A 20,427-nucleotide genomic window follows, 5' to 3' on the forward strand; every position below is an offset into this window, starting at 1 on the left:
TTTGGAAGCAACAAACAGTCCGGGCGCCGCAGCGTCAGGAGGACAGGCTCGCGCGTGCAAAGCCGGTAACGCGCTGGAACAAACTTGAGCCCGGGCTTCCGGCATTGTGTTATTTTACATTATTGATTATTATGGATGTAAACGGTAATGAAGTTTCAGAAAATCATACCGTGTGGTGATAACTGATGAATTGGACCTTGGCCTTGGCAAACGAAACGGTTGTGTTCCCCAGAAGCTGTAGTCTCATCGTCGTAGGCGAAACCAAAGAGGGCTCGCCCTTTTGCTACGAGGACAACTTTACGCTTCTCAAGGCTTCCGCGGAGGAACTGACGGTCACGCTCGATGCCGCGTCGATCCATCCGCTGGAGAAGCTGCATCATGTATGCTTTATTGAATTTTCTTTCCGCGAGCAGGGCATTCTGTATTATGCTTTGGTGGATCTGCTGCATTTGGAAACGAAGCGCAATGTATGCACGTTAACCTTAACCGCGCCGCTGGAGCTCAAGCAGTCGCAGAAAAGGCGCTATCCGCGTATTGCTCTGCCTACCCGTACGCCGGTTACCTCCCGGATCGTCGGGGTACGGGAGCAACTATCGTATCAGAACGTGGCGTTCACGGGACAAATTCTGGATTTGTCCAGCGGAGGGATGGCGTTTATGACGTCGACCCGCGTGTTTTGCCCGCTCGAATTGGAATTATCTTTTGTTCTTCCCGGCATTGCCCAGAAAATTACGGTCTATGGGGAAATCGTGCGCGTGGCCCATTTCAGCAACGATGCTTACCGGGTAGCCGTGCAGTTCCATCGTGTTCCGGACAGCATTGCCACGCTTATGGAGGAGTATTGCTCCGCTTCGGGAGCCGACAGCTGACGAAAGCGGATAGTTATAGGAGGATAACCGGTTGAAATACAATGTGATACACCGCGGCGATGACATCTCCATCCAATTGATGCACAGGTTTCACGAATTGATCCGTCAGTACGGGCTCATTCACGAAGAAGCGTCCCCTGATATCGTACTGTCCATTGGCGGCGACGGGACGCTGCTGAATGCGTTTCATCAATACAAGGACCAACTCGATCACATTGCATTTACCGGGATTCACACGGGGAGACTCGGTTTTTTTGCCGACTGGAAGCCGGATGAAGTCGAGCTGCTTGCCCAACTGATGGGCGAGAGCGCCAATCAAAACGACCTGCGCGCCGTCAAATATCCTTTGGTCGAGATCCAGATCACGACTCCCCAAGGGATCGAAACGGAGCTTGCGCTGAACGAATTTACGCTGAAAGGCGTCGACGCCACGCTGGTTGCCCAACTGCATATTAACAACGAGCTGCTTGAGACGTTCCGCGGCGACGGCATCTGCATCTCCACGCCGTCGGGAAGCACCGCCTACAACAAAAGCTTGGGCGGCGCCATCGTGCATCCGTCGCTCGACGCCATTCAGATTGCGGAGATCGCTTCGATCAACAATCGCGTATACCGTACGCTCGGTTCGCCGATCTTGCTGCCGAAGCATCATCACTGCGACATTTACCCGCGCGCGAACCAAAATATTTTGCTGTCGCTCGATCACTTGTACATGCAGCGCAACGATATCATCTCGATCCGCAGCCTGGTCGCCGCCGGCAAAAAGGTCAAGTTCGCCCGCTTCCGCCCGTTTCCGTTCTGGAGCCGCGTACGCGAAGCGTTCATCGGCTATGACATGGTCTGATCGCGCTGCCATTGGGCGCAAAAAGACCCGGTGCCCGTCCTTCCCGCACTTTCGCAGGGAGACGGAGCATCGGGTCTTTATTTGTCGTTACGCTTCCACGCGAGACGATTCGGACTTGGGCTTCGGCGGATTCTGGGAGGGCTGTCCGCTTTTCGGCTTGGACGCATGCCCCTGCTGCCTGTTCTGGCCTTGATGTCGGCCCCCTGGTCTTCCCTCGCCCTGCCGCCCAGAACCGTGCTGCGATTTGGACTGGTTTTGGCCGCCAGACTGCTGGCCCTGCCCGTGGCGGGGACCGTACGTCTTGCCAGACGGGTTGTACCGTTGATGCTGCTGCGACGGCGTGCGGGGGGCCGCAGCAGCGGCCGTGTCCTCATGCTGGTGCACGGAGACTTCGGCCGTTACAGCGGGCTGCGGGCTCGGCCTGTCGCCTTGTTCCGCCCCTGCGCCTGCCTCGGCTGCCGGTTTATCCTCGTAGAAATCCCCCGGCGCTCCGGTCGGTTCCATTCCGCTCTTGTTCGGCACCTTCTCAATGATGAAATAGGCGCAGCCAAAATTGCAGTATTCGTTCAAATAATCCTGAAGCGTGGAGATCATGCTGTCCTTCGTCGCTTTCGGATGGTTGTCCTTAAAAAATCCGCGCAGGCGGAGCTGGCTGTAGCCCCAATCGCCCACAATATAATCGTACCGCTCCAGCACCTCGCTATACCGGTCGCGGAACGCCTCGAAACGCCAGCCATTCTTATGATCAACGACCACTTCGTACGTTTTGCCCGCAATATGAATCACCGTATCACCTCCGAATTCTACGACTGCTTTGCCGATTGGACCTGTTCATGCGCATGATACGAGCTGCGAACGAGCGGACCGGACTCCACGTGACTGAACCCGCGTTTCAAGCCCTCCTGCTTCAGCTCTGCGAATTGCTCCGGCGTGTAGTACTTGGATACCGGCAAATGCTTGAGTGAAGGCTGCAAGTATTGACCGATCGTCATGATGGAACAATCGACGGCGCGCAAGTCGTCCATTGTCTGTAAAATTTCATCCCACGTCTCTCCGACGCCGAGCATGATGCTCGATTTTGTCGGGATCGAAGGGGCAACCCGTTTGGAGCGCGCAAGCAGTTCCAGTGAACGGCGGTATTTGGCCTTGGCCCGCACCTTGTCGGACAGCCGCTCCACCGTTTCCACGTTGTGGTTCAAAATATCGGGCTTCGCTTCAAGCACGGTGCGAAGCGCTTCCTCGTCCCCTTGAAAATCGGGAATGAGCACCTCGACTCCGGCCAGCGGCAGACGCCCCCGGATCGCCCGGATCGTCGCGGCGAACACCGAAGCCCCGCCGTCCTTCAGGTCGTCCCGCGCGACGGAAGTGACGACGACATGGCGCAGGCCCATCTGCTCCGACGCCTCCGCGACGCGCTCCGGCTCCTGCAGATCCAGCTCCGTCGGCATCCCGGTATTGACAGCGCAGAATCGGCACGCCCGCGTACAGATATCGCCCAAAATCATAAAGGTGGCGGTCCGGGCCGCCCAGCATTCATGGATGTTCGGGCATTTCGCTTCCTCGCATACCGTGTGCAGCGTTTTACCGCGCATCATGTTTTTCAGCTCTTTGTAGTTGTCTCCCGTCGTCAACTTGATTTTCAGCCAATCGGGCTTGCGTTCTATTTGATGAGTCGCCATGAATGCACTCCTGTTCCGCAACAAGCTTTTCTTGCGCTTGGATTTGAAGCTATTATATCACGAATAGGCCAACAATCCACTTTCGAAATTACTTTGGGATTGGAAATATGGTACACTGAGGAAAGGGTTTGGCAGCGGGAGGTTCGAACATTTACGATGATGAACATCGACAACATACTTAAGCTGGTACAATCCGGCGATCTGGACATCGCCGAAGCCAAACGGCTGCTGGAGGAAGGACTGTCCGGGGATCATACCGCCCCGGCCGGCCGCCCGGAATCGGCCGCACAGGCCAGAAGAACGCCGGAGCAGCCGGCGATCGATAAAAACGTACAAGACTCCAAAGAAGATGCCGGGCAGCAATCAGCCGGGGAAACGCCGATGCGCCGCAAGGCTGCCTTCCTGTCGCTTTCGGAAGACGCCGTTGACGACAGTCTCGGCTACGCGCAGCTTGATCTGAGCCGTCCGGCACGGACCGGCTTTCCCGAGGTCATCTACGGGGAAAGCAAATCGGCGGAGCAAATCGCCGCGATCTTCGAGCGGCTGGCCGCCCATACGGACCGCGTGCTGGCGACGCGCGTCGACGCGGAGAAAGCCGCCTATGTCGCAGAGCGCATCCCGGGGGTGAAGCATCACCCCGAGGCGCGGGCGCTGACTTGGCTGCGAAGCGGCGAAGCCGTGCCGGACGGCGGCAGCTACATCGCCGTCGTCTGCGCGGGCACGTCGGACGTGCCGGTGGCGGAGGAAGCCGTCGTGACGGCCGAGTGCCTGGGCTCCCGCGTGGAGCGCGTCTACGATGTCGGCGTGGCCGGTATTCACCGGCTGTTCCGCCGGCTGCCGGTCATCCGCGGAGCGAGCGCGGTTGTGGTCGTCGCCGGGATGGAAGGGGCGCTCGCCAGCGTCTTGGGCGGCCTGGTGGCCGTGCCGGTCATTGCGGTGCCGACGAGCGTCGGCTACGGCGCCAGCTTTCAAGGCGTCGCCGCGCTGTTATCCATGCTCAACGCCTGTGCGCCCGGCATTTCCGTCGTGAACATCGACAACGGCTTCGGCGCCGGATATAACGCCGCACTAATCCACCAAAACGGGACAAAGAGGGATGAAACGTGAAAATCTTGTATTTGGACTGCTTCTCCGGAATCAGCGGCGATATGACGCTGGGCGCGCTTGTCGACGCCGGCGCGGACCGTCACTATATCGAAGAAGAGCTTCGCAAAATTCAGATCGAGCCGTTCACGCTGGAATGGAGACGCGTGAACAAGCGCGGCATATCCGCGCTGAAGCTTGACGTCATTCTTGATCCGCATACGCCGCCGGCTCACCATCGCCATTACTCGGAAATCGTGGAGATGATTCATCGTGTCGGTTTCAACGAGCGCGTCGTCAAGCTGAGCCTCGCGATTTTCGAGAAGATCGGGGTAGCGGAAGCGAAAATACATAACATCCCGATCGACCGCGTTCATTTTCACGAAGTAGGCGCAATTGATTCGATCGTCGATGTGATCGGGGTAGCCTTGGCCATCGATTCGCTGGAGATCGAGAAAATCTTGTCCTCCGCCGTACCGCTCGGCTCCGGCACGGTGCATTGCGATCATGGCATTTATCCGGTGCCGGCCCCGGCTACCCTGGAAATGATGAAAGGGCTGCCTATCGCGCCGACCTCGTACTCTCTGGAGATGACGACGCCAACAGGCGCGGGCATTGTCTCCGGACTCGTCGACGAATTCGCCAAGGGCCTCCCGCCGATGATCGTGGAGTCGATTGGCTACGGGGCCGGAACGCGCGATTTGCCGAACCAGCCTAACGTGCTGCGCGTCGTTGTCGGACAGGCCGATCCCTATATGAACAAGTGGCAGGTGCACCACGAAGAGTTTTCGCACGAACACGTTCACGGACATCATCAGCCGGAACACCATCATCACGGACACTCGCACGAGCACGGCCACGGGCACCATCATCATGAGCACCCGCATGAACGCAACCATGGGCACCATCATCATGAGCACCCGCATGAACACAACCACGAGCACCATCATCATGAGCATTCGCACGAACACGGCCATGAGCACCATCATCACGGGCATTCGCATGAACACGGCCATGAGCACCATCATCATGAGCATTCGCATGAGCATGAACGCGGGCACGAAAAACATAGCCACGGCGATCATTCGCACGATGAGAAGCATCCTCACGTGCACCACAAGCATGACAACGACGGTCCGCACCATACTTCCATTCGGCAATAGTTACAACGAGCGGCTTTTCCTCCGGGAAAAGGCCGCTTTTTCGTTCTCTGCTTCACTACGGCAGAACGGCCAACGGACGGCTTCCCCCGGCACATGCGTAAGGTCTGCTTTGGGAAACCCGTCCGTTGGCTTGTTTAAGCGTCTCCGCGCTCCATAAACCGCCTCCGTACCTCGTCGTACACCTGCTTGAGCGGCACGCCGTGCGCTTTGGCCGCCTGCTCACATTCCTTAAACTCCGGGGCGAACTGAACGAGTTCTCCCTGATGGAACCCCGCTTTTACCTGAATGGGCCCCCAGGGCGTATCGACCCTATGAAACTCTCTTCCCAGACGGTGGCAAGAGGCCCGCAAATAACGCAAGCCAAGCGTCGTCGTTTCCCGGAAAATGACGTCCTCCATTCGCTTCGCGCCCTCATCGTCAGTCAGTACGTTCAGCATGACGCCGGGACGGCCTTTTTTCATAATAAGCGGAATCCAGTATACGTCGTTGGCCCCCTGCTCCAGCAGCAGGTCGGTCACGTACGAACAATATTCCGGATTCATGTCGTCGAGATTGGCCTGCAAAATAAGCATGCGGTCATCTACATGCTCTTCCCGGTGATCAAACGGCATCCGGCATCCCTCCATGCCTTCATCATATCAAACCGGACAAGGGATAAAAAGGCAGCGGCTCGCACATGCTACAGTTAAATGAAACCAGCGAATCGAAACCCGAACGAAGGAGGCAGCTATCGTATGGCGGCATTCCATGCACGAGTGTTAACCGCGGCGGCTCTGTGTGCCGCGCTGCTCGTTGGCCCGGCAGCAGGGGGATTGGAAAACCGGGGGTTCGCCTATGCTCCCGCAGCCAAGACACCTGCATTACCAAAAGCAAGCAAGGCGGCGAGTGGAATGAAAGCCGTGTTCTCCGAGCGCAAGGATCTGTTCCACAAAGTCAGTGCGGTTACCGGCATTCCTTGGTATTATTTAGCCGCGGTCGATCAATACGAACGGACGATCAACCTGGCCAAAAAGCGCCCGGCTCCTGACGGATTGATCGCCATATATTTTACCGATCTGCAGTGGGGCGGCATTCTTAACCCCGACCACGAAGACAAAAATGCGAAGAGCATTCAATGGTTCGGTGGAATCGGCAGGGACGGCTCCGGAGATGGCTTGGCGGACCGGATGAACGATCTTGACCGGCTGTATTCGATGGCCTCCAACATGCTCCAAAAAGGGAGTGCCGAGGAAGACCTCCGAATCGGACTTTGGGACTATTATCAAAATACGCGGAGCGTCGAGCGAATTCAGCAATTCGCCCGGATCTACGCCCATTTCGATACGCTCGACTTGTACGAGCACTGCTTCGTAATGCCGCTTAGCGCCGATTATTCCTACCGCAGCACATGGGGGGCCAGCCGCGGCTGGGGCGGATACCGTATCCACGAAGGAACCGATATCTTCGCCGGCTACGGCGTTCCGGTGCGCAGCGCCACGTACGGCGTCATCGAAGTGATGGGCTGGAATCCGTACGGCGGCTGGCGCATCGGGATCCGCGATCTAAACAACGTGTATCATTATTACGCCCATTTGTCCCGCTTTAACAAAAAAGAAGTGCAGCAGGGCAGTATCGTGAAGCCCGGCCAAGTGGTCGGTTGGGTCGGCAGCTCCGGCTATGGGAAGCCCGGCACGTCCGGGAAGTTTCCGCCCCATCTGCATTACGGATTGTACCGGGACAACGGGTTGACGGAATGGTCCTTCGATCCGTACCCCCATTTACGCAAATGGGAGCGGGAAGAACGCATGCGGAGCAAGACGACCCCACCGTGACGGAGTTCTCCCTGCCTGGGGCGTTCATATCGCTACGAATGATCCGGTGCGTAAACGCGGAAGCTTCCGCGTATCCCGTACCGGATTTATTTTGCTTTCGGCTCGACAGACGACTCCATGCTTCGCGCCTCCGATGCGTCGGGCTTCGCTGCCGGAACGTTTACATTCGGGAGCGAGATCCCCGGGGGCAGCGGCCCCGATTGGCCGACCGGATTGCCCCGGCCGTCGAAATAATAGGTAGGCACATCCCCAACCACCAGCGAGTAGGAAACAGGCAGCTCCGTTTCCACCACTTCGGGCGCGGAATCGAATGGAATAATGACCGTCATTTCGACCGTCACATGAACGTATACCTCCACCAAAATCATATTGATGCCGGCGCTCTGATAGCGCGTATTCAGCTCCACCTTGGCCGTGCCCGCAGGCACGAGCCGGATCGGAATATTCGGCCCGAACGAAGCGAGCAGCGGCGAATGCATCGCCTGACCGAGCGGGATATGTTCAGGAACGGAGCCTACGGCTTCCAGCTGCTTGGTGACAATATTGACCGTGTCGGCGGTAATCCGGCTGTGCTCCGCATAATTCAACATGAAACCCGTAATTTTGCCGCTGTTGTCGGTATGCCAATCGATGAGCTTCTTGAAATTGGTGTTTTGCGTCATCCGGTCCGCGATCGCCGAATTGATTGCTTCCGTCGCGATTTGCTTCACGCGCACCCGCGCCAGATGCACCAGTGGCTCCTTTAAATTGCGCTCGACGTACAAATAAGCTTGCATGCAGAGAAGCAGCAGAACGACCAGCACGATCAACAGCGTGCGCTTCAGCTTGCTTTTGCCCGAGGGACTGCTTCTCCATCTGCGCCTCAGCACCGCGGCTCCCCCTTCCCCGGCCTGTACGGCCCGTCTGTTACAGCCTATGCGGGCCAGCCGGGAAAAAGACGGAGCCGGATGGAAACAAGCTGCGCGGCTTCAAGCTGAAGCATAAGAAAAGCTTCTTATCGCTAAAAACTCATACATTCTATCATGATAAAAAACCGCCTTTCGCAAGGAAAGACGGTCGGAAAATGAGCCTTGCGGCTTTATGGCTTGATGCGGAGCAGCCGCATGCCGTTGGCGATCACGATAAGCGAGCTGCCCGTGTCGGCGAGTACCGCCAACCAGAGCGTCGAAGCTCCGAAGAAGATGAGCGCGAGAAAGACCGCCTTTACAAGCAGAGAAAAGGCGATATTTTGCTTAATAATCCGCAGCGCGCGGCGGCTTAGCCGCACCGTGTACGCCAGTTTGGACAGATCGTCCGCCATCAGGGCGACATCGGCCGTTTCAAGCGCCGTGTCGGTACCGGCCGCCCCCATCGCGATGCCTACGGTGGCCGTAGCCAGCGCAGGCGCATCGTTGACGCCGTCCCCCACCATCGCGACATGCCCGTGCTCGTTCATCAGCTCGCGGACGGCGGTTACTTTATCCTGGGGCAGCAGTTCGGCGCGGTAGGCGATCCCGCCCAGCTTGGAGGCGGTCGCCTCGGCCGTTCCCCGGTTGTCGCCGGTCAGCATCACCGCTTGACGGATGCCTGCGACGCGAAGCTGCTCCAATGCCGTGCGGCTGTTCGGACGAAGCTCGTCGGAAGCCGCGAAGACGGCCCACGGCTCCTTCGCCGTACCCAGCACCATGACGGTGTTTCCTTGGCTTTCCAGCCGCTTCAGCTCTCCTTGCAGCGATTCCAGGGAAATGCCCAGCTCTTGGACGAACCACCGGGGGCTCCCGATAAAGAATAAGCTGTCGCCGACTTGTGCTTTGGCCCCGCGTCCGGGCACGGCGGCAAAATCCGAGATGTCCGCAAGCGGCACGCCCTCCCGCTTCGCTCTCCTGACGATGGCCTCGCCGACGGGGTGCCCGGACCGCGCCTCGATCCCTCCTGCGATCGTCAGCACCTCTTCCGCGGTTCTTCCTCCTAGCGGAATGCATTCCGTCACCTCGGGCACGCCGGCCGTCAACGTGCCGGTTTTGTCGAAGGCGACGGCCTCTACGGCGCCGAGCCGTTCCAAATAGGCGCCGCCCTTGATCAATACGCCGTGTCTCGCCGCATTGCCGATCGCCGATACGATGCTGACGGGCGTAGAAATGACCAAGGCGCACGGGCAAGACACGACGAGCATCATCAGCGCCCGGTAAAACCACGGCTCGAACGGCTGGCCGAACGCCAGCGCAGGAATCACCGCAATGCCGAGCGCAATAAGGAGAACGGCAGGGGTATAGTACTTGGCGAATGCGTCGATGAACCGTTGCGACGGCGCTTTCTGCGCCTGGGCATCTTCGACCATGCGGATGATGCGGGATAGCGTGTTGTCTTCCACGCGCCGGGTTACCCGGATTTCCAGCGCCCCTTCCCCGTTGATCGTGCCGGCAAATGCCTCGCTGCCCATTTCCTTGAGTACCGGAACGGATTCGCCCGTAATCGGGGCTTGATTCACTGACGAAGTCCCTTGAACGACCATCCCGTCCATAGCGATTTTTTCGCCGGGCTTCACGAGCAGAATGTCCCCGACTTCGATCTGTCCCGTCGACAGCTTCATCTCGCTGCCTTGCCTGCGGACCAGCGCCTCCTTCGGCGACAAATCCATCAATCCGCGGATCGACCTTCGGGTCCGGTCCATCGTGTAAGCTTCAAGCGTCTCGCCAAGTGAGAAAAGCACCACGACAGCGGCCCCTTCCTCCCACTGCCCGATGCAGCCGGCGCCGATTGCGGCTATGGTCATGAGCAGATCCATGCCGATCGTCCCCGATTTGAGCCCGTAGATGCCGGTACGCGCGATGCGGAAGCCGCCGATCACCATGGCCGCGGCGTACAGCAGCGTGACGACCGACTCCGGCGCGACTTTGGTTAAGGCAAGCAGCCAAGCAAACAAAAACACCGCTCCGGACACCGCCGTCGGCACCGCTTTTTTGTTGCGTTTCCAGAACGGCTGCTCTCCGTAGGTCCCGGACAGCGTACCATTGTCGGCGATAGCCGTATAGCCCGCCTGCCTTACCGTCTGCATGACAGCTTCCCCGGCGGTCCCGTCATGGATGACGGTCATTTTGGCAGCCCCGTAATTGACCGAGGCGATCTGGACGGCCGCCAGCGCCCCTACCCGTTTCTCCAGCTTCCGCGCGCAATCTGCGCAGTCCATTCCTTCGATGCGGTACACGCTGGATATCGCTCCGGCCGCCGCAGCTTCCGCAGCTGCCAGAGCGGCGTTGGCCGCATCCTCCGTCTCGTGGCTGCTTCCGCAGCCGCAAGCGCCGTGATCGCGGCTATGACTGTGGTCATGATCCTGATGATCCCCACAGCCGCAAGCGTCATGGCTGTGGCCGTGATCGTGAGCGTGGTTTTGATCATGACCATGCTCGTGATCATGACGATGTTCGTGTTCGCACCCGGCCTTATGCGTATGCTTAAGCTCTTGATCGTGCCGGGAGTTGCCATTTCCATGAACGTCAGGATTGCTGCTGCGCGACGCTTCGGACCCGCAGCAAGATGGTTTGTCGGACATATCCCCATCTCCTCTATACAATATATGATTAATTGTTCATACGTTTATTACCATCTTATGACTCCACCGCAGTTCTGTCAACCGTCGTTCGCCCTTATTTTGTAGCAGTGGATGAAAAAGAAATATAAAAAAAAGCAGGAGGATCTCCCCCCTGCTTTAGTATGCTCACTTAGTGCTAGCCGTGCTTGACGTGCTGCAGCATCTGCACGAAAATTTGCTCGATGTGCTCGTCGTCAAGCGAGTAAAAAACCGTTTTTCCTACTTTGCGCCGCTTCACGATACGTAAATTGCGCAAATAGCGAAGCTGATGCGAAATCGCCGACTGCCCCATTTCCAACACCAATGTCAGGTCATGCACGCAGAGCTCTTTTTGCAACAGCGTATATATGATCTTCACCCGCGTCGGGTCGCCCAGCGCTTTGAATACGTCCGCCAGTCCGGCCGCCGTCGCTTCCGGGATCAGACTCTCCTTCAAATCTTCAATTTGAGAGGTGCCGCCACAGGTCTCATCGCATTGATCTTGCAGCACTTTTTCCAAGACACAACACCGCCTTCATCCTAATCAAGCTTATCTGTTGATCTCATTATAACAGAAAACCAAACGGCTTGCCGGATTCACCCATTAAGCCACTTGAAGAACCAATGCAAGAAGACCAGCGACCCGATAATTGCCAGGTAACGAAGCTTCCGGGGCATACGGATCCACAGCTTCAACAAGCGCATGCTGCACCTCTGCTCCGTTCTTTTGTTCATCCCGTCGAATCATCTCCTCTAATCCAGCTTCGAACAAATCAACTCGCCCGTTCGGGCATCGATCCGACGGATTTCCCGGCCCTTCTCCTTATGCTCCAGACGGTACATCAAGCGGTAACAGCGCCTTTTGCCGTTGCCCGAGTAATCGATCTCCCACCCCAGCTTCAAATCGAGAGCTTCCGCATAAATCCGGCGCGCCTCCGGCTCGTCTATGAGCGGTGTTACCTCGACGGCCTGCAATTGTGCCGGATCGACGGATGGACCCGTCACGCGTCCGATCTGACCCGACGTCTTGTTGACGGATAACCGGATATGCTTCAGCTCCAGCCAGACGCCCTGCTTCCCGATGCGGAAATCGAAATGTTCCCTGTCGGAATCGGACGCTTCCTCCTGCTGCCGCAGTTGCAAAAACGGCGCCAACCCAGGCTGCATGCGTGCCAAAAATCCAAGCGCGATGTCCAAACACTCGTCCCGTGACAGCCTCAGCTCCCCTGGAATCTCCTCTTCAAAACGAATAAACGACACCAGCTTTCCGCCGACCGAATCGATCTGCGCTTTCACCGTCTCCTCCGCCCGCTCCCGGAAAAAAGCGTCCAGCGAACGGTCCTCTGATGCAGCCGGCTGCCAATCGCGCCGCCGCCAGACGATACCCATCATACGGTCGTCCATTTTCACTTCTCTCAGCAGCACATACCGGTCCGGATCGAGTCCAAGCAGTTCCTGAACGTCCTGCGCCGTCCGGACAGCCGAGGCCTCGACCGCCAGCAGCTCGGGAACAGGCAGCCATACGGCCGGCTCTTCGGATGCCGTGTCTTCGTCTGCTTCGCGGGCCGCTTCCATCCCGTCCGCTTGGAAATGCATCCAGCGGGTTCTCGGTTCGTAGACCAGCCTCAGCTCATCCTTTTCCGTATCGTCGACGGACTTGTAAAGGAAGTCCAGCCGCAGGTCCAGCCTGGCGGTATCCGCAATCTGGCGCAGAAGCTGCTCCTTCAGCACAAGGGACTCCGGGACTTTCGGCTTCGTTTGCCGGCCGAAATACCGGAAGTCGCTGACGATGCCGCTGCGGTGAACCTTCACCCGGAAGCCCGACATCGGCAGCGGCAACCCCATGACCTCCTGCTCATAGAAGAAAAGCGTCCCGGAGTCTGCGGATTTGGTGCGCGTTAGGGAAAACGGCTTCAGCGCGCCCAGATAATGGTCGAGCGCGAACTTCTCCGCCCGGAGCCGCAGTTCCTCCACAGACAGCTTCGGCAAATCGCAGGCAGACTCCTCCACATCGATCGTATACTCGATCAGCTCCCCTTGACCGTTAAGCTCCACGGATAGGCCGCTATCGTTCCCGGACTTGTTCCATATGGGGTCTTCGCCCGCTTTCGTCCAGACGAACAGCGCCCGTCCGCCTTCGCGCTTGTCTTCGTGATAATCCGCAATCGTAAGCTCGTACGCTTCCGGGATGTCAAAGAGCTCCTCCGTTCGCAGCTTCAATTCGGCCAGCAGCTTGCGCGGTAAGACTTCCTCGGCGGATAATTCGGAAGCCCCGTCCGCTGGTGACGGCCTTGAGCCTGCCGGTTCGTCCGGGTTATCGTATCGTTTGTGCAACTCCTCCAACCCCCCGTGCAAAATGGTTTTCGCCGTGCCTGTCGGCTATGTGCGAAGCAAAACGGCCGTCATATCGTGCCAATCCTTGAACGTAATCATCTGTCTCTGCTTCGGCTACAACGGTCTGACCGCCGAACGCAAATCGAGACGCCTCCTGTGTATACCCTTTAGACTGGCAAGAGCGCAGTTAGGTTTCAGAGGTTTCGAAAAAAACTCGTTCAGCTCGGCCGGCCGGTTTAACTTATGGTTTATTTCGTTGGTGGACTTCCCGTTATTTTCTTTTTGAAAACGAATACATTTTATTAAAATTGTATTGAAAACGCTGGTATATTGTGGTAGCTTGATAATATATTTTTACAAACTTAATTTTACATATAATCTATTAATCTTTCATCGAACCTAGTATTTGGGACGAGCACTCACTTCCTACCGGGCCTTCCTCCATGCTCCCGCCGTCCCCGAGCCGCCAACTCTGCCGCTCAATCCCCTACTTCATTGAACCTGCATAACAACGCAGCAGTCGATGCGACTTGTGTCATTTTGCAACGGAATCACAGAACGATTCATTGTCGTTCTTGATTTTATAAAATCATGAAAAAGGAGCGAGCTTATGAAGATTCGCAAATGGCTGGCTACAACGGTCATCTTGACTGTTGTCGGCGCAACGGCAGCCGGATGTACCGGCGGCAACACCGGTACGGCCCCCGGTAAGGGAACCGAAGGCGGCGAGAAGAGCGCTGCCCCCAAGCAGGAGATCACCCTTAACTTCAGGACGGAGCCGGGAGCGATGGACGTCTCCAAATCGACGCAGGTGGCAGCGTTTACTGTCATGAACGCCGTCAGCGAAGGGCTGTACCGTCTGAATAAAGACGGCAAAGCCGAGCCGGGGTTGGCTAAAGACATGCCGAAAATTTCGGCGGATGGCAAAACGTACACGATCCAACTGAAGGACAATGTGGTCTATTCCGACGGCCAGCCGGTCAAAGCCCAAGATTTCGTCTACTCGTACCAGCGTACGCTGGACCCTTCGACCAAGGCGCTGTATGCGTTTATGGTGGCTTGGGTCAAGGGCGGGGCGGACGTGCAGAAAGCCAAGACCCCCCAAGAGCTCGAAGCGGCGAAGAAGGCGCTCGGCGTCAAGGCGCTGGATGATAAAACCGTGGAAATCACCTTGGAACGCCCGATTCCATTCTTCACCGAGCAATTATCCTTCCTGCAATTTTTCCCGCAACGCAAAGACATCGTCGAGAAGTTCGGCGACAAAAACGGCGCAGACGCAGATTCTGCCATCGGCCCGGGTCCATTCAAGCTGGCCCAATGGGACCATGAGCAGCAGATCGTCTTAGTCAAAAACGATAAATATTGGGACAAAGATAAAGTCAAGCTGGAAAAAATCACGCTGAACATCGTCAAAGACGAGAACACCGGTCTGAACCTGTTCCAAACCGGCGTTACCCAACTGCAAAATATTACACGCGAGAGCATCAATCAATGGGAAGGAAAGCCGGAATTCGTCCTGCAGCCCGAGCTGTCTTCCTGGTATGTTAAGCTGAGCCAGAAAAACGTGCCGGCCTTCAAAAACAAAAAGGTTCGTCAAGCGCTCGCGCTTGCCATCGACACCAAAGCGTACATCGAGACGGTTACAGGCAAAGGTCCCGTTCCGGCCACCGGCTTCGTACCGAACGGAACAAGTGACGGCAACGGCACAGAGTTCCGCAAAAAAGCCGGCGAGCTGAGACCGAAATTCGATCCGGCCAAAGCGAAGCAACTGCTCCAAGAAGGCTTAAAGGAGCTGGGCTTGGCGAAGCTGCCCAAGTTCAAGCTTCAGGCGGACGACAACGGCGTCGGTCCGAAATCCGTTGAGTTCGTTCTGGCCCAATGGAAGCAAAATCTTGACGTCGATGCCATCGGCGAGCCGGTTCCTCACAAGCTGCGCGTCGATAACGAGAACAACCACAAATACGAAGCGTCTCTCTCCGGCTGGAGCGCGGACTATAACGATCCGATGACGTTCCTTGAAATGTGGGTGACGGGCAATGAATTCAACGACGTCGATTGGTCGAATGCCGAATACGACAAGTTCATCAAAGGCGCGCAAGGCGAGATGGACAAAGCGAAGCGTTCGCAGATGATGGTCGACGGCGAAAAATTATTGATGGAGGAAATGCCGATCATCCCGAACTACTTCCGCTCCATGAGCTGGCTCAAAGACCCGAAACTGCAAGGTGCGATCTTCCCGCCATATGCGATCGAATACGAACTTAAGTGGGCCTATGTAAAGTAGTTCGAGCTAAATAGGCAAAAGCCGTCCTTCCCGTTGAACAACCAACGGAGGACGGCTTTTTCTATGACTGTCTTACTGGATCTGTACCATTGTTTGAACCAAGACTACGCCTTATAATCAGGGTATCGCTTAACAGCAGCGATAGCTGCCTGAAAGGAGAGTTCCGCATGGTATCAGCTTCATCCCGTCCAAGAGCGGTCATTATCGGCGCAGGCATCGGCGGATTGTCCGCGGCCATTGCGCTGCAATCCGCGGGGTGGGACGTCTCGGTCTACGAGAGGACACGCACCCTGTCCGGCATCGGCGCAGGCATCGTGCTCGCCGCCAATGCTATGAAAGCGCTGCGGCAGCTTGGAGCCGACGAGCAGGTAAGCCGCCTCGGAGCCCCTGTACGGAAAGCGGATATTTATACTTCGGACGGACGGCTGCTGGTGTCGCTTCCGACGGAAGAGCAAGCCCGCCGCTACGGGGCGCAGAGCTACCTGATCCACCGGGCCGACCTGCATTCCGTTCTGCTCGACCGTCTGGAGCCCGAAACGGTACACACGGATATGAAATTGCGTCGCTGGGAGCAGAGCGAGCGGAGCGTCAAGGCTTTCTTCGAGGACGGCACGACTGCCGAAGGGGACGTGCTGATCGGCGCCGACGGCCTTCACTCCGCCGTTCGGGCGCAGCTCTTCGGCGAAAACGCCCCGCTTCGTTATGCCGGATATACCGCGCTGCGGGGCATAGCGCATTGGCACGACGAACGGTTTCCATTCGAGCAAGGCGGCGGCTTCGAGGCCTGGGGGCCAGGCAAGCGGTTCGGCGTGTCGGCAATCGGACAAGGGCGCATCTTCTGGTTCGCCGCCATCAACGCGCCGCAAGGCCAAGAGCTCCCGCCCGCCGAGAGGAAGGCGGCCACGCTGCATCATTTTCGCGGTTGGATGGAGCCGATCGAGGCGCTGATCGCCGCGACCGATGAGGCGTCTATCCTTTCGCACGATATTTTCGACCGCCGGCCGCTCGCCGACTGGAGCCGGGGGCGTGTGACCTTGCTCGGCGACGCCGCGCATCCGATGCTGCCCAACCTCGGACAAGGCGGGGCGCAGGCGATGGAAGACGCTCTTGCGTTAGCCCGCTGCCTGCGGCAGAAGTGCGGCACGCCGGACACTCCCGGCGGCACCGCCGCTCTGCAGCAATATGAACGGGAGCGGCTCGGACGGACCGCGCTGGTCGTCCGCAGGTCGCGCGCGATGGGCCGGATGGTGCAGCTCGCGCACCCCGCCGCCATTGCCGTCCGGAACCGATTGCTTCGCCTGCTCCCCGCCCAGATGCAAATTAGCCGTCTGGACTGGCTGGTCGGATATGAGCCCTGACCCCGATCAGCGTCCTAGTAAGGCCAGCACTTCCTCAACCGACAGAGCGGCAATCGTTCTTCCTTCGCGCCCCGAAGTCGTCTCCGCCATAAACAGGGAGTTGTAGATCGCTTCCTCGGTCGCCTCCGCGACGGCGCGGAAGCATTCGGACATCAGCCGGCCGTCTTCGCGAGCGACGCGAAGCTCCAGCACACTGGAAGCCGGCGTATGCGGAATGCGGTTGCCGTTGCTGAAGGCGATCACGATGTCGCCGCTTCCATGATGAGCGATCGAGCCGGTACGCGCCAAGCCGAAGCCTGCCCGCTTGGCAGTCCGCTTTAACTGGCGGGCGTCCATCGGCAAGTCGGTGCCGACCACGATGATGATCGAGCCGTCGTTGTCCCGCGCTTCGCCCGAAGGGATTCGCCCACAGGCTTCCCAAGAATGGTCAAATCTTCCCCAAGACCGAAATTCGTCAGCACCATGCGCAGTCGGAGTAACGAAATAAAAAACGCCCGACTCGGCAAGTCGGGCGGTCCTTTGTTCAAATGTTCAAGCAACAGAGCGGGGATTACCCGATAGCCCAGTTGCCCTGCCGGAACACAGGCTCGCGGGTGCCGTCCGGCAGCTCGCCGTCAATATCCAGCTCTGCCGAACCGATCATAAAGTCGACGTGCGTCAGGCTGACGTTCGCGCCCTTGGCCAGCAGTTCCTGATTGGTCATCTTCGTTCCATTCTCGATCGTAAACGGATAGGCGCTGCCAACGGCGAAGTGGCAAGACGCGTTCTCGTCAATACCGGTATTGTAAAACACGCGGTTCAGGTTCGAAATCGGAGAATCGTGCGGCACAAGCGCCACTTCCCCCAAATATTTCGCCCCTTCGTCCGTCTTCAGCAGGGCATCCAAATATTCAAGCCCGACCTCGGCCGTATAGCTGACCACTTTGCCGCCTTCGAATGTGAGCGAAAACTTGTCGACCAGTCGGCCGTTCAAGTTTAACGGCTTCGTGCTCGTCACCGTTCCGTTCACTCCAGTCCGCAGCGGCATCGTGTACACTTCCTCCGTCGGCATGTTGGCTACGAAGTATACGCCCAGATCGTCCGTCGTCCCGCCGCCGTGCCAAATATGCCCTTCGGGCAGCTCGACCGACAAGTCGGTGCCGGGAGCCCGGTAATGCAGCTTCTTGTATTTTTTCTCGTTGAGCTTCTCCTTGAGCTGCTTCAACCGGCCGATATGCTCTTTCCAAGCCGCCACGGGATCGTCCGCGTCGACCCGGTTCATTTTGAAGATCGTATCCCACATCACCCGGACCCGCTCTTCCTCCGGAAGCTCGGGGAACACCTTGGCCGCCCAAGCGCGCGTCGGCGCTTTCACCAGACACCAGCTGAACTTTTTGTTGCGCACGTAGCCTTGGAATTTCTCCCTCGCCACGGCCGCCACTTTGGTCGCCTGCGTCACTTTGTCCGAATCGATGCCCTTGTACAGTTCCGGATCGGGTACCTTAATGTTGATCAATGCCCCGCCGTTCTCCGCCAGCTGCTCCATCATCGCCGGCATCCACTGCGGGTAGTAGTCGAACGATTCGTCGGGCGCATATAAGAACCGGTTTCTCGTCACTTCCTCGTCATCCCATTGAACCTGCACGTATTTCGCTCCCGCTTCGTAGGCCTTTTGCACGACTTTGCGGGTGAAGGGCGCAGCTTCCAGCGGCGATTCGATGTGAAGCACTTGTCCGGGCTGAACGTTCGCTCCGACCCGGACGACAAGCTCCGCGTATTTTTCCAGACTTCGGTCAAAAGCTTCCATGTTCCTGTCTCCTGTCCTATCGATTGGTTACCCGTTTCATTATACTAAAAGTCAGAAGGCGAACCAAACGTACTCCCAGGCTCAGATCCGGTCAAACGAAAGAAGCCCCTGACCTGTTCCATGAACCGGCCGGGGCTCCTTGCGATCGATGTCAGCCTCCTACACCATTATCATGCAAGAGCGTTTTTACCGACCCGTTTGTCGGCGATTGATACGATACGGACAAGCCATTCAAGAAAATGAACCCCAAGGTCAGAAGCACCAGCATTTTTTTCATCATACGGACACTCCTTCCAAAATTTTCTCGTATTCCTTTTTCTGCTGTTCCGTCGCACGATCAACGTGCTTCCAGAACAAAGAAACGCATCTTTCGAACCCTGAATAATAACGTAATTTTTGAGCCAGACCCAATGCGTGAATTAATTCATTTAAGGCTTGGTGCTTCCCTCCTCTTTTGAAGCTGTAAATGACTTTCTCATACCAAAAGTGAAACAGCTGCGTGCCATGAATGTGATCGCAAATCGTGCCTACTGTCGGGATTCTCTTTTCGAATTTGGAAAGGATCGCATCAACGGAAAACTGGTATCGGTTTGCAGCTTTCATGACGACCGATAAACTGGGAAGGATTTGGTTGGGAAATTCATCCATATAGACGGATAATTCGGGCAGCACTTTGAGGTTTCCCGTATTCAATTCGAGGATGAGCCCGTTTCCTCTCCCCCATACCTGGAATTTCTCAACCTCCTTTTTACCGACCTCGTCAAGACCTTGGAACCATGAAAGATCAGAATACTCCTGCACACAGCGCTTAGCCTCTTCGTATTGTTCCAGTTTGGTTAGAGCCACCCCTTTCATCAGACAGCCTTGACCGTAGTACACCACTAAATGCCGTTCCGTTTGCAGCGGTTGATGCAGCTCACGATGAATCTGCTTTTCGTAGATCGCAGTTGCCAGTTCTCTGAGTTCATCAGCGTACTGTCCGACTTTGTCCCACCTTTCGAAGGTGTAATAAATGTTGGCCATCTGCAAGAGAGCGTCCAGCCGGACATCCTCCGGCAGATGTTTGTAATGGGTTTCAAAACGAAATACGGCTTCTCTGTTTTCTTCCACCCCGGTTCCGATGAGCAATTGAAACAACCGGAACTGACTCATGACATACTGCGGGTCCTCTGTGTCTCCTTTATCGACAATTTGGCGATAAAGCGGAATAGCCTCTTTTTTCTTTCCTTGCTCAAACAGACTCTCGGCTAAAGAAAATTGCTGCGAGCAGGTCAACTGATCGTTCAAGAAACATTGGCCCAAGTACAATTCGTAAAGCCAACCGGGGCTGTGCCCCAACACGGATGCTATCTTGTCGAGCTGGTCTATGGTGACGGATCGAGGGTAATCCAACTGCTCAATACGGATTCCTGCAAGCTTGCTGAATTGCGAAGGCGTGTACCTGTGGAGCTGCAACTCATTCTCAACTACCGTTCTCATACTTTCCATGGTCGTTACCATATAAAATTCTCCTCCCTACCTATATCCATAATAGTACATCGGTCGAAGGGAAGTGTAAACAACCTACTTTATATGTATATTACTGGTTTGTAACCGCTATCACACAAAAAAATGAAATGTAGCAAAAATTGCTCTTCGGGATGAGCACTTTTCGCATCGACACGGCATC

19 protein-coding genes are annotated in these 20,427 nt (G+C 56.8%); 7 read left to right on the forward strand and 12 right to left on the reverse strand.

What is annotated here, in order from left to right:
* Nucleotides 1-185 precede the first annotated feature (185 nt).
* Both BLO51_RS16985 and BLO51_RS16990 read left to right on the forward strand, forming a co-directional pair.
* A complete protein-coding gene (locus BLO51_RS16985; protein ID WP_090673790.1) occupies nucleotides 186-869 on the forward strand; it encodes a flagellar brake protein in 684 nt (227 codons plus the stop codon).
* Nucleotides 870-900: 31 nt separating this feature from the next.
* On the forward strand, nucleotides 901-1,713 hold the full coding sequence (locus BLO51_RS16990; RefSeq protein ID WP_090673792.1) for an NAD kinase: 813 nt from the start codon (nucleotides 901-903) through the stop codon (nucleotides 1,711-1,713).
* A gap of 87 nt (nucleotides 1,714-1,800) precedes the next feature.
* Here the strand turns inward: BLO51_RS16990 and BLO51_RS30400 are convergent, their stop codons facing one another.
* Both BLO51_RS30400 and lipA read right to left on the reverse strand, forming a co-directional pair.
* A complete protein-coding gene (locus tag BLO51_RS30400) occupies nucleotides 1,801-2,499 on the reverse strand; it encodes a YutD family protein (RefSeq protein WP_245719703.1) in 699 nt (232 codons plus the stop codon).
* 17 nt (nucleotides 2,500-2,516) lie between these two features.
* Nucleotides 2,517-3,392 (reverse strand): lipoyl synthase, encoded by an 876-nt coding sequence (gene lipA, locus BLO51_RS17000; RefSeq protein ID WP_090673793.1) that lies wholly within the window; start codon nucleotides 3,390-3,392, stop codon nucleotides 2,517-2,519.
* Nucleotides 3,393-3,548: 156 nt separating this feature from the next.
* Between lipA and larB the strand changes: the two genes are divergently transcribed.
* Nucleotides 3,549-4,499: a nickel pincer cofactor biosynthesis protein LarB gene (gene larB / locus BLO51_RS17005; RefSeq protein WP_090673795.1), complete on the forward strand. Its 951-nt coding sequence runs from the start codon at nucleotides 3,549-3,551 to the stop codon at nucleotides 4,497-4,499.
* Nucleotides 4,496-5,638: a nickel pincer cofactor biosynthesis protein LarC gene (larC, locus tag BLO51_RS17010; protein WP_090673797.1), complete on the forward strand. Its 1,143-nt coding sequence runs from the start codon at nucleotides 4,496-4,498 to the stop codon at nucleotides 5,636-5,638. Before larB ends, larC begins: the two co-directional genes overlap by 4 nt.
* Nucleotides 5,639-5,772: 134 nt before the next feature.
* Here the strand turns inward: larC and larC2 are convergent, their stop codons facing one another.
* A complete protein-coding gene (gene larC2, locus BLO51_RS17015; protein ID WP_090673798.1) occupies nucleotides 5,773-6,249 on the reverse strand; it encodes a nickel pincer cofactor biosynthesis protein LarC2 in 477 nt (158 codons plus the stop codon).
* Between the two features lie 123 nt (nucleotides 6,250-6,372).
* Here larC2 and BLO51_RS17020 point away from each other — a divergent pair, with 123 nt between their 5' ends.
* Nucleotides 6,373-7,449, forward strand: a complete 1,077-nt coding sequence (locus tag BLO51_RS17020; RefSeq protein WP_090673800.1) for a M23 family metallopeptidase — start codon at nucleotides 6,373-6,375, stop codon at nucleotides 7,447-7,449.
* 86 nt (nucleotides 7,450-7,535) lie between these two features.
* Here the strand turns inward: BLO51_RS17020 and yunB are convergent, their stop codons facing one another.
* From yunB to BLO51_RS17040, 5 genes are all read right to left on the reverse strand, one after another.
* Nucleotides 7,536-8,318 (reverse strand): sporulation protein YunB, encoded by a 783-nt coding sequence (gene yunB, locus BLO51_RS17025; protein WP_090673802.1) that lies wholly within the window; start codon nucleotides 8,316-8,318, stop codon nucleotides 7,536-7,538.
* A 209-nt stretch (nucleotides 8,319-8,527) separates the two neighbouring features.
* Nucleotides 8,528-10,978 carry a heavy metal translocating P-type ATPase gene (locus BLO51_RS17030; protein WP_281180378.1) on the reverse strand — a complete coding sequence of 817 codons (2,451 nt, stop codon included), beginning with the start codon at nucleotides 10,976-10,978 and terminating at the stop codon, nucleotides 8,528-8,530.
* A gap of 175 nt (nucleotides 10,979-11,153) precedes the next feature.
* On the reverse strand, nucleotides 11,154-11,516 hold the full coding sequence (locus tag BLO51_RS17035) for an ArsR/SmtB family transcription factor (protein ID WP_090673804.1): 363 nt from the start codon (nucleotides 11,514-11,516) through the stop codon (nucleotides 11,154-11,156).
* A gap of 77 nt (nucleotides 11,517-11,593) precedes the next feature.
* Nucleotides 11,594-11,731 carry a hypothetical protein gene (locus tag BLO51_RS29830; protein ID WP_217266752.1) on the reverse strand — a complete coding sequence of 46 codons (138 nt, stop codon included), beginning with the start codon at nucleotides 11,729-11,731 and terminating at the stop codon, nucleotides 11,594-11,596.
* Between the two features lie 18 nt (nucleotides 11,732-11,749).
* On the reverse strand, nucleotides 11,750-13,330 hold the full coding sequence (locus tag BLO51_RS17040; RefSeq protein ID WP_167670243.1) for a YcdB/YcdC domain-containing protein: 1,581 nt from the start codon (nucleotides 13,328-13,330) through the stop codon (nucleotides 11,750-11,752).
* 610 nt (nucleotides 13,331-13,940) lie between these two features.
* Between BLO51_RS17040 and BLO51_RS17045 the strand changes: the two genes are divergently transcribed.
* Both BLO51_RS17045 and BLO51_RS17050 read left to right on the forward strand, forming a co-directional pair.
* A complete protein-coding gene (locus BLO51_RS17045) occupies nucleotides 13,941-15,614 on the forward strand; it encodes a peptide ABC transporter substrate-binding protein (RefSeq protein ID WP_090673808.1) in 1,674 nt (557 codons plus the stop codon).
* Nucleotides 15,615-15,781: 167 nt separating this feature from the next.
* Nucleotides 15,782-16,972: an FAD-dependent monooxygenase gene (locus tag BLO51_RS17050; protein WP_090673809.1), complete on the forward strand. Its 1,191-nt coding sequence runs from the start codon at nucleotides 15,782-15,784 to the stop codon at nucleotides 16,970-16,972.
* Between the two features lie 6 nt (nucleotides 16,973-16,978).
* On the opposite strand, the gene BLO51_RS17055 is transcribed toward BLO51_RS17050, so the two are convergent.
* From BLO51_RS17055 to BLO51_RS17065, 4 genes are all read right to left on the reverse strand, one after another.
* Complete coding sequence (locus tag BLO51_RS17055) at nucleotides 16,979-17,329, reverse strand: P1 family peptidase (RefSeq protein WP_245719704.1); 351 nt, start codon at nucleotides 17,327-17,329, stop codon at nucleotides 16,979-16,981.
* 193 nt (nucleotides 17,330-17,522) lie between these two features.
* A complete protein-coding gene (locus BLO51_RS17060) occupies nucleotides 17,523-18,758 on the reverse strand; it encodes an aminopeptidase (RefSeq protein ID WP_090673812.1) in 1,236 nt (411 codons plus the stop codon).
* 151 nt (nucleotides 18,759-18,909) lie between these two features.
* Nucleotides 18,910-19,035 carry a hypothetical protein gene (locus tag BLO51_RS30855; protein WP_281180379.1) on the reverse strand — a complete coding sequence of 42 codons (126 nt, stop codon included), beginning with the start codon at nucleotides 19,033-19,035 and terminating at the stop codon, nucleotides 18,910-18,912.
* Nucleotides 19,035-20,258, reverse strand: a complete 1,224-nt coding sequence (locus BLO51_RS17065) for a helix-turn-helix domain-containing protein (protein ID WP_090673814.1) — start codon at nucleotides 20,256-20,258, stop codon at nucleotides 19,035-19,037. Before BLO51_RS17065 ends, BLO51_RS30855 begins: the two co-directional genes overlap by 1 nt.
* Nucleotides 20,259-20,427: the final 169 nt, after the last annotated feature.

The organism is Paenibacillus tianmuensis (genome assembly GCF_900100345.1).
Lineage (GTDB): Bacteria > Bacillota > Bacilli > Paenibacillales > NBRC-103111 > Paenibacillus_G > Paenibacillus_G tianmuensis.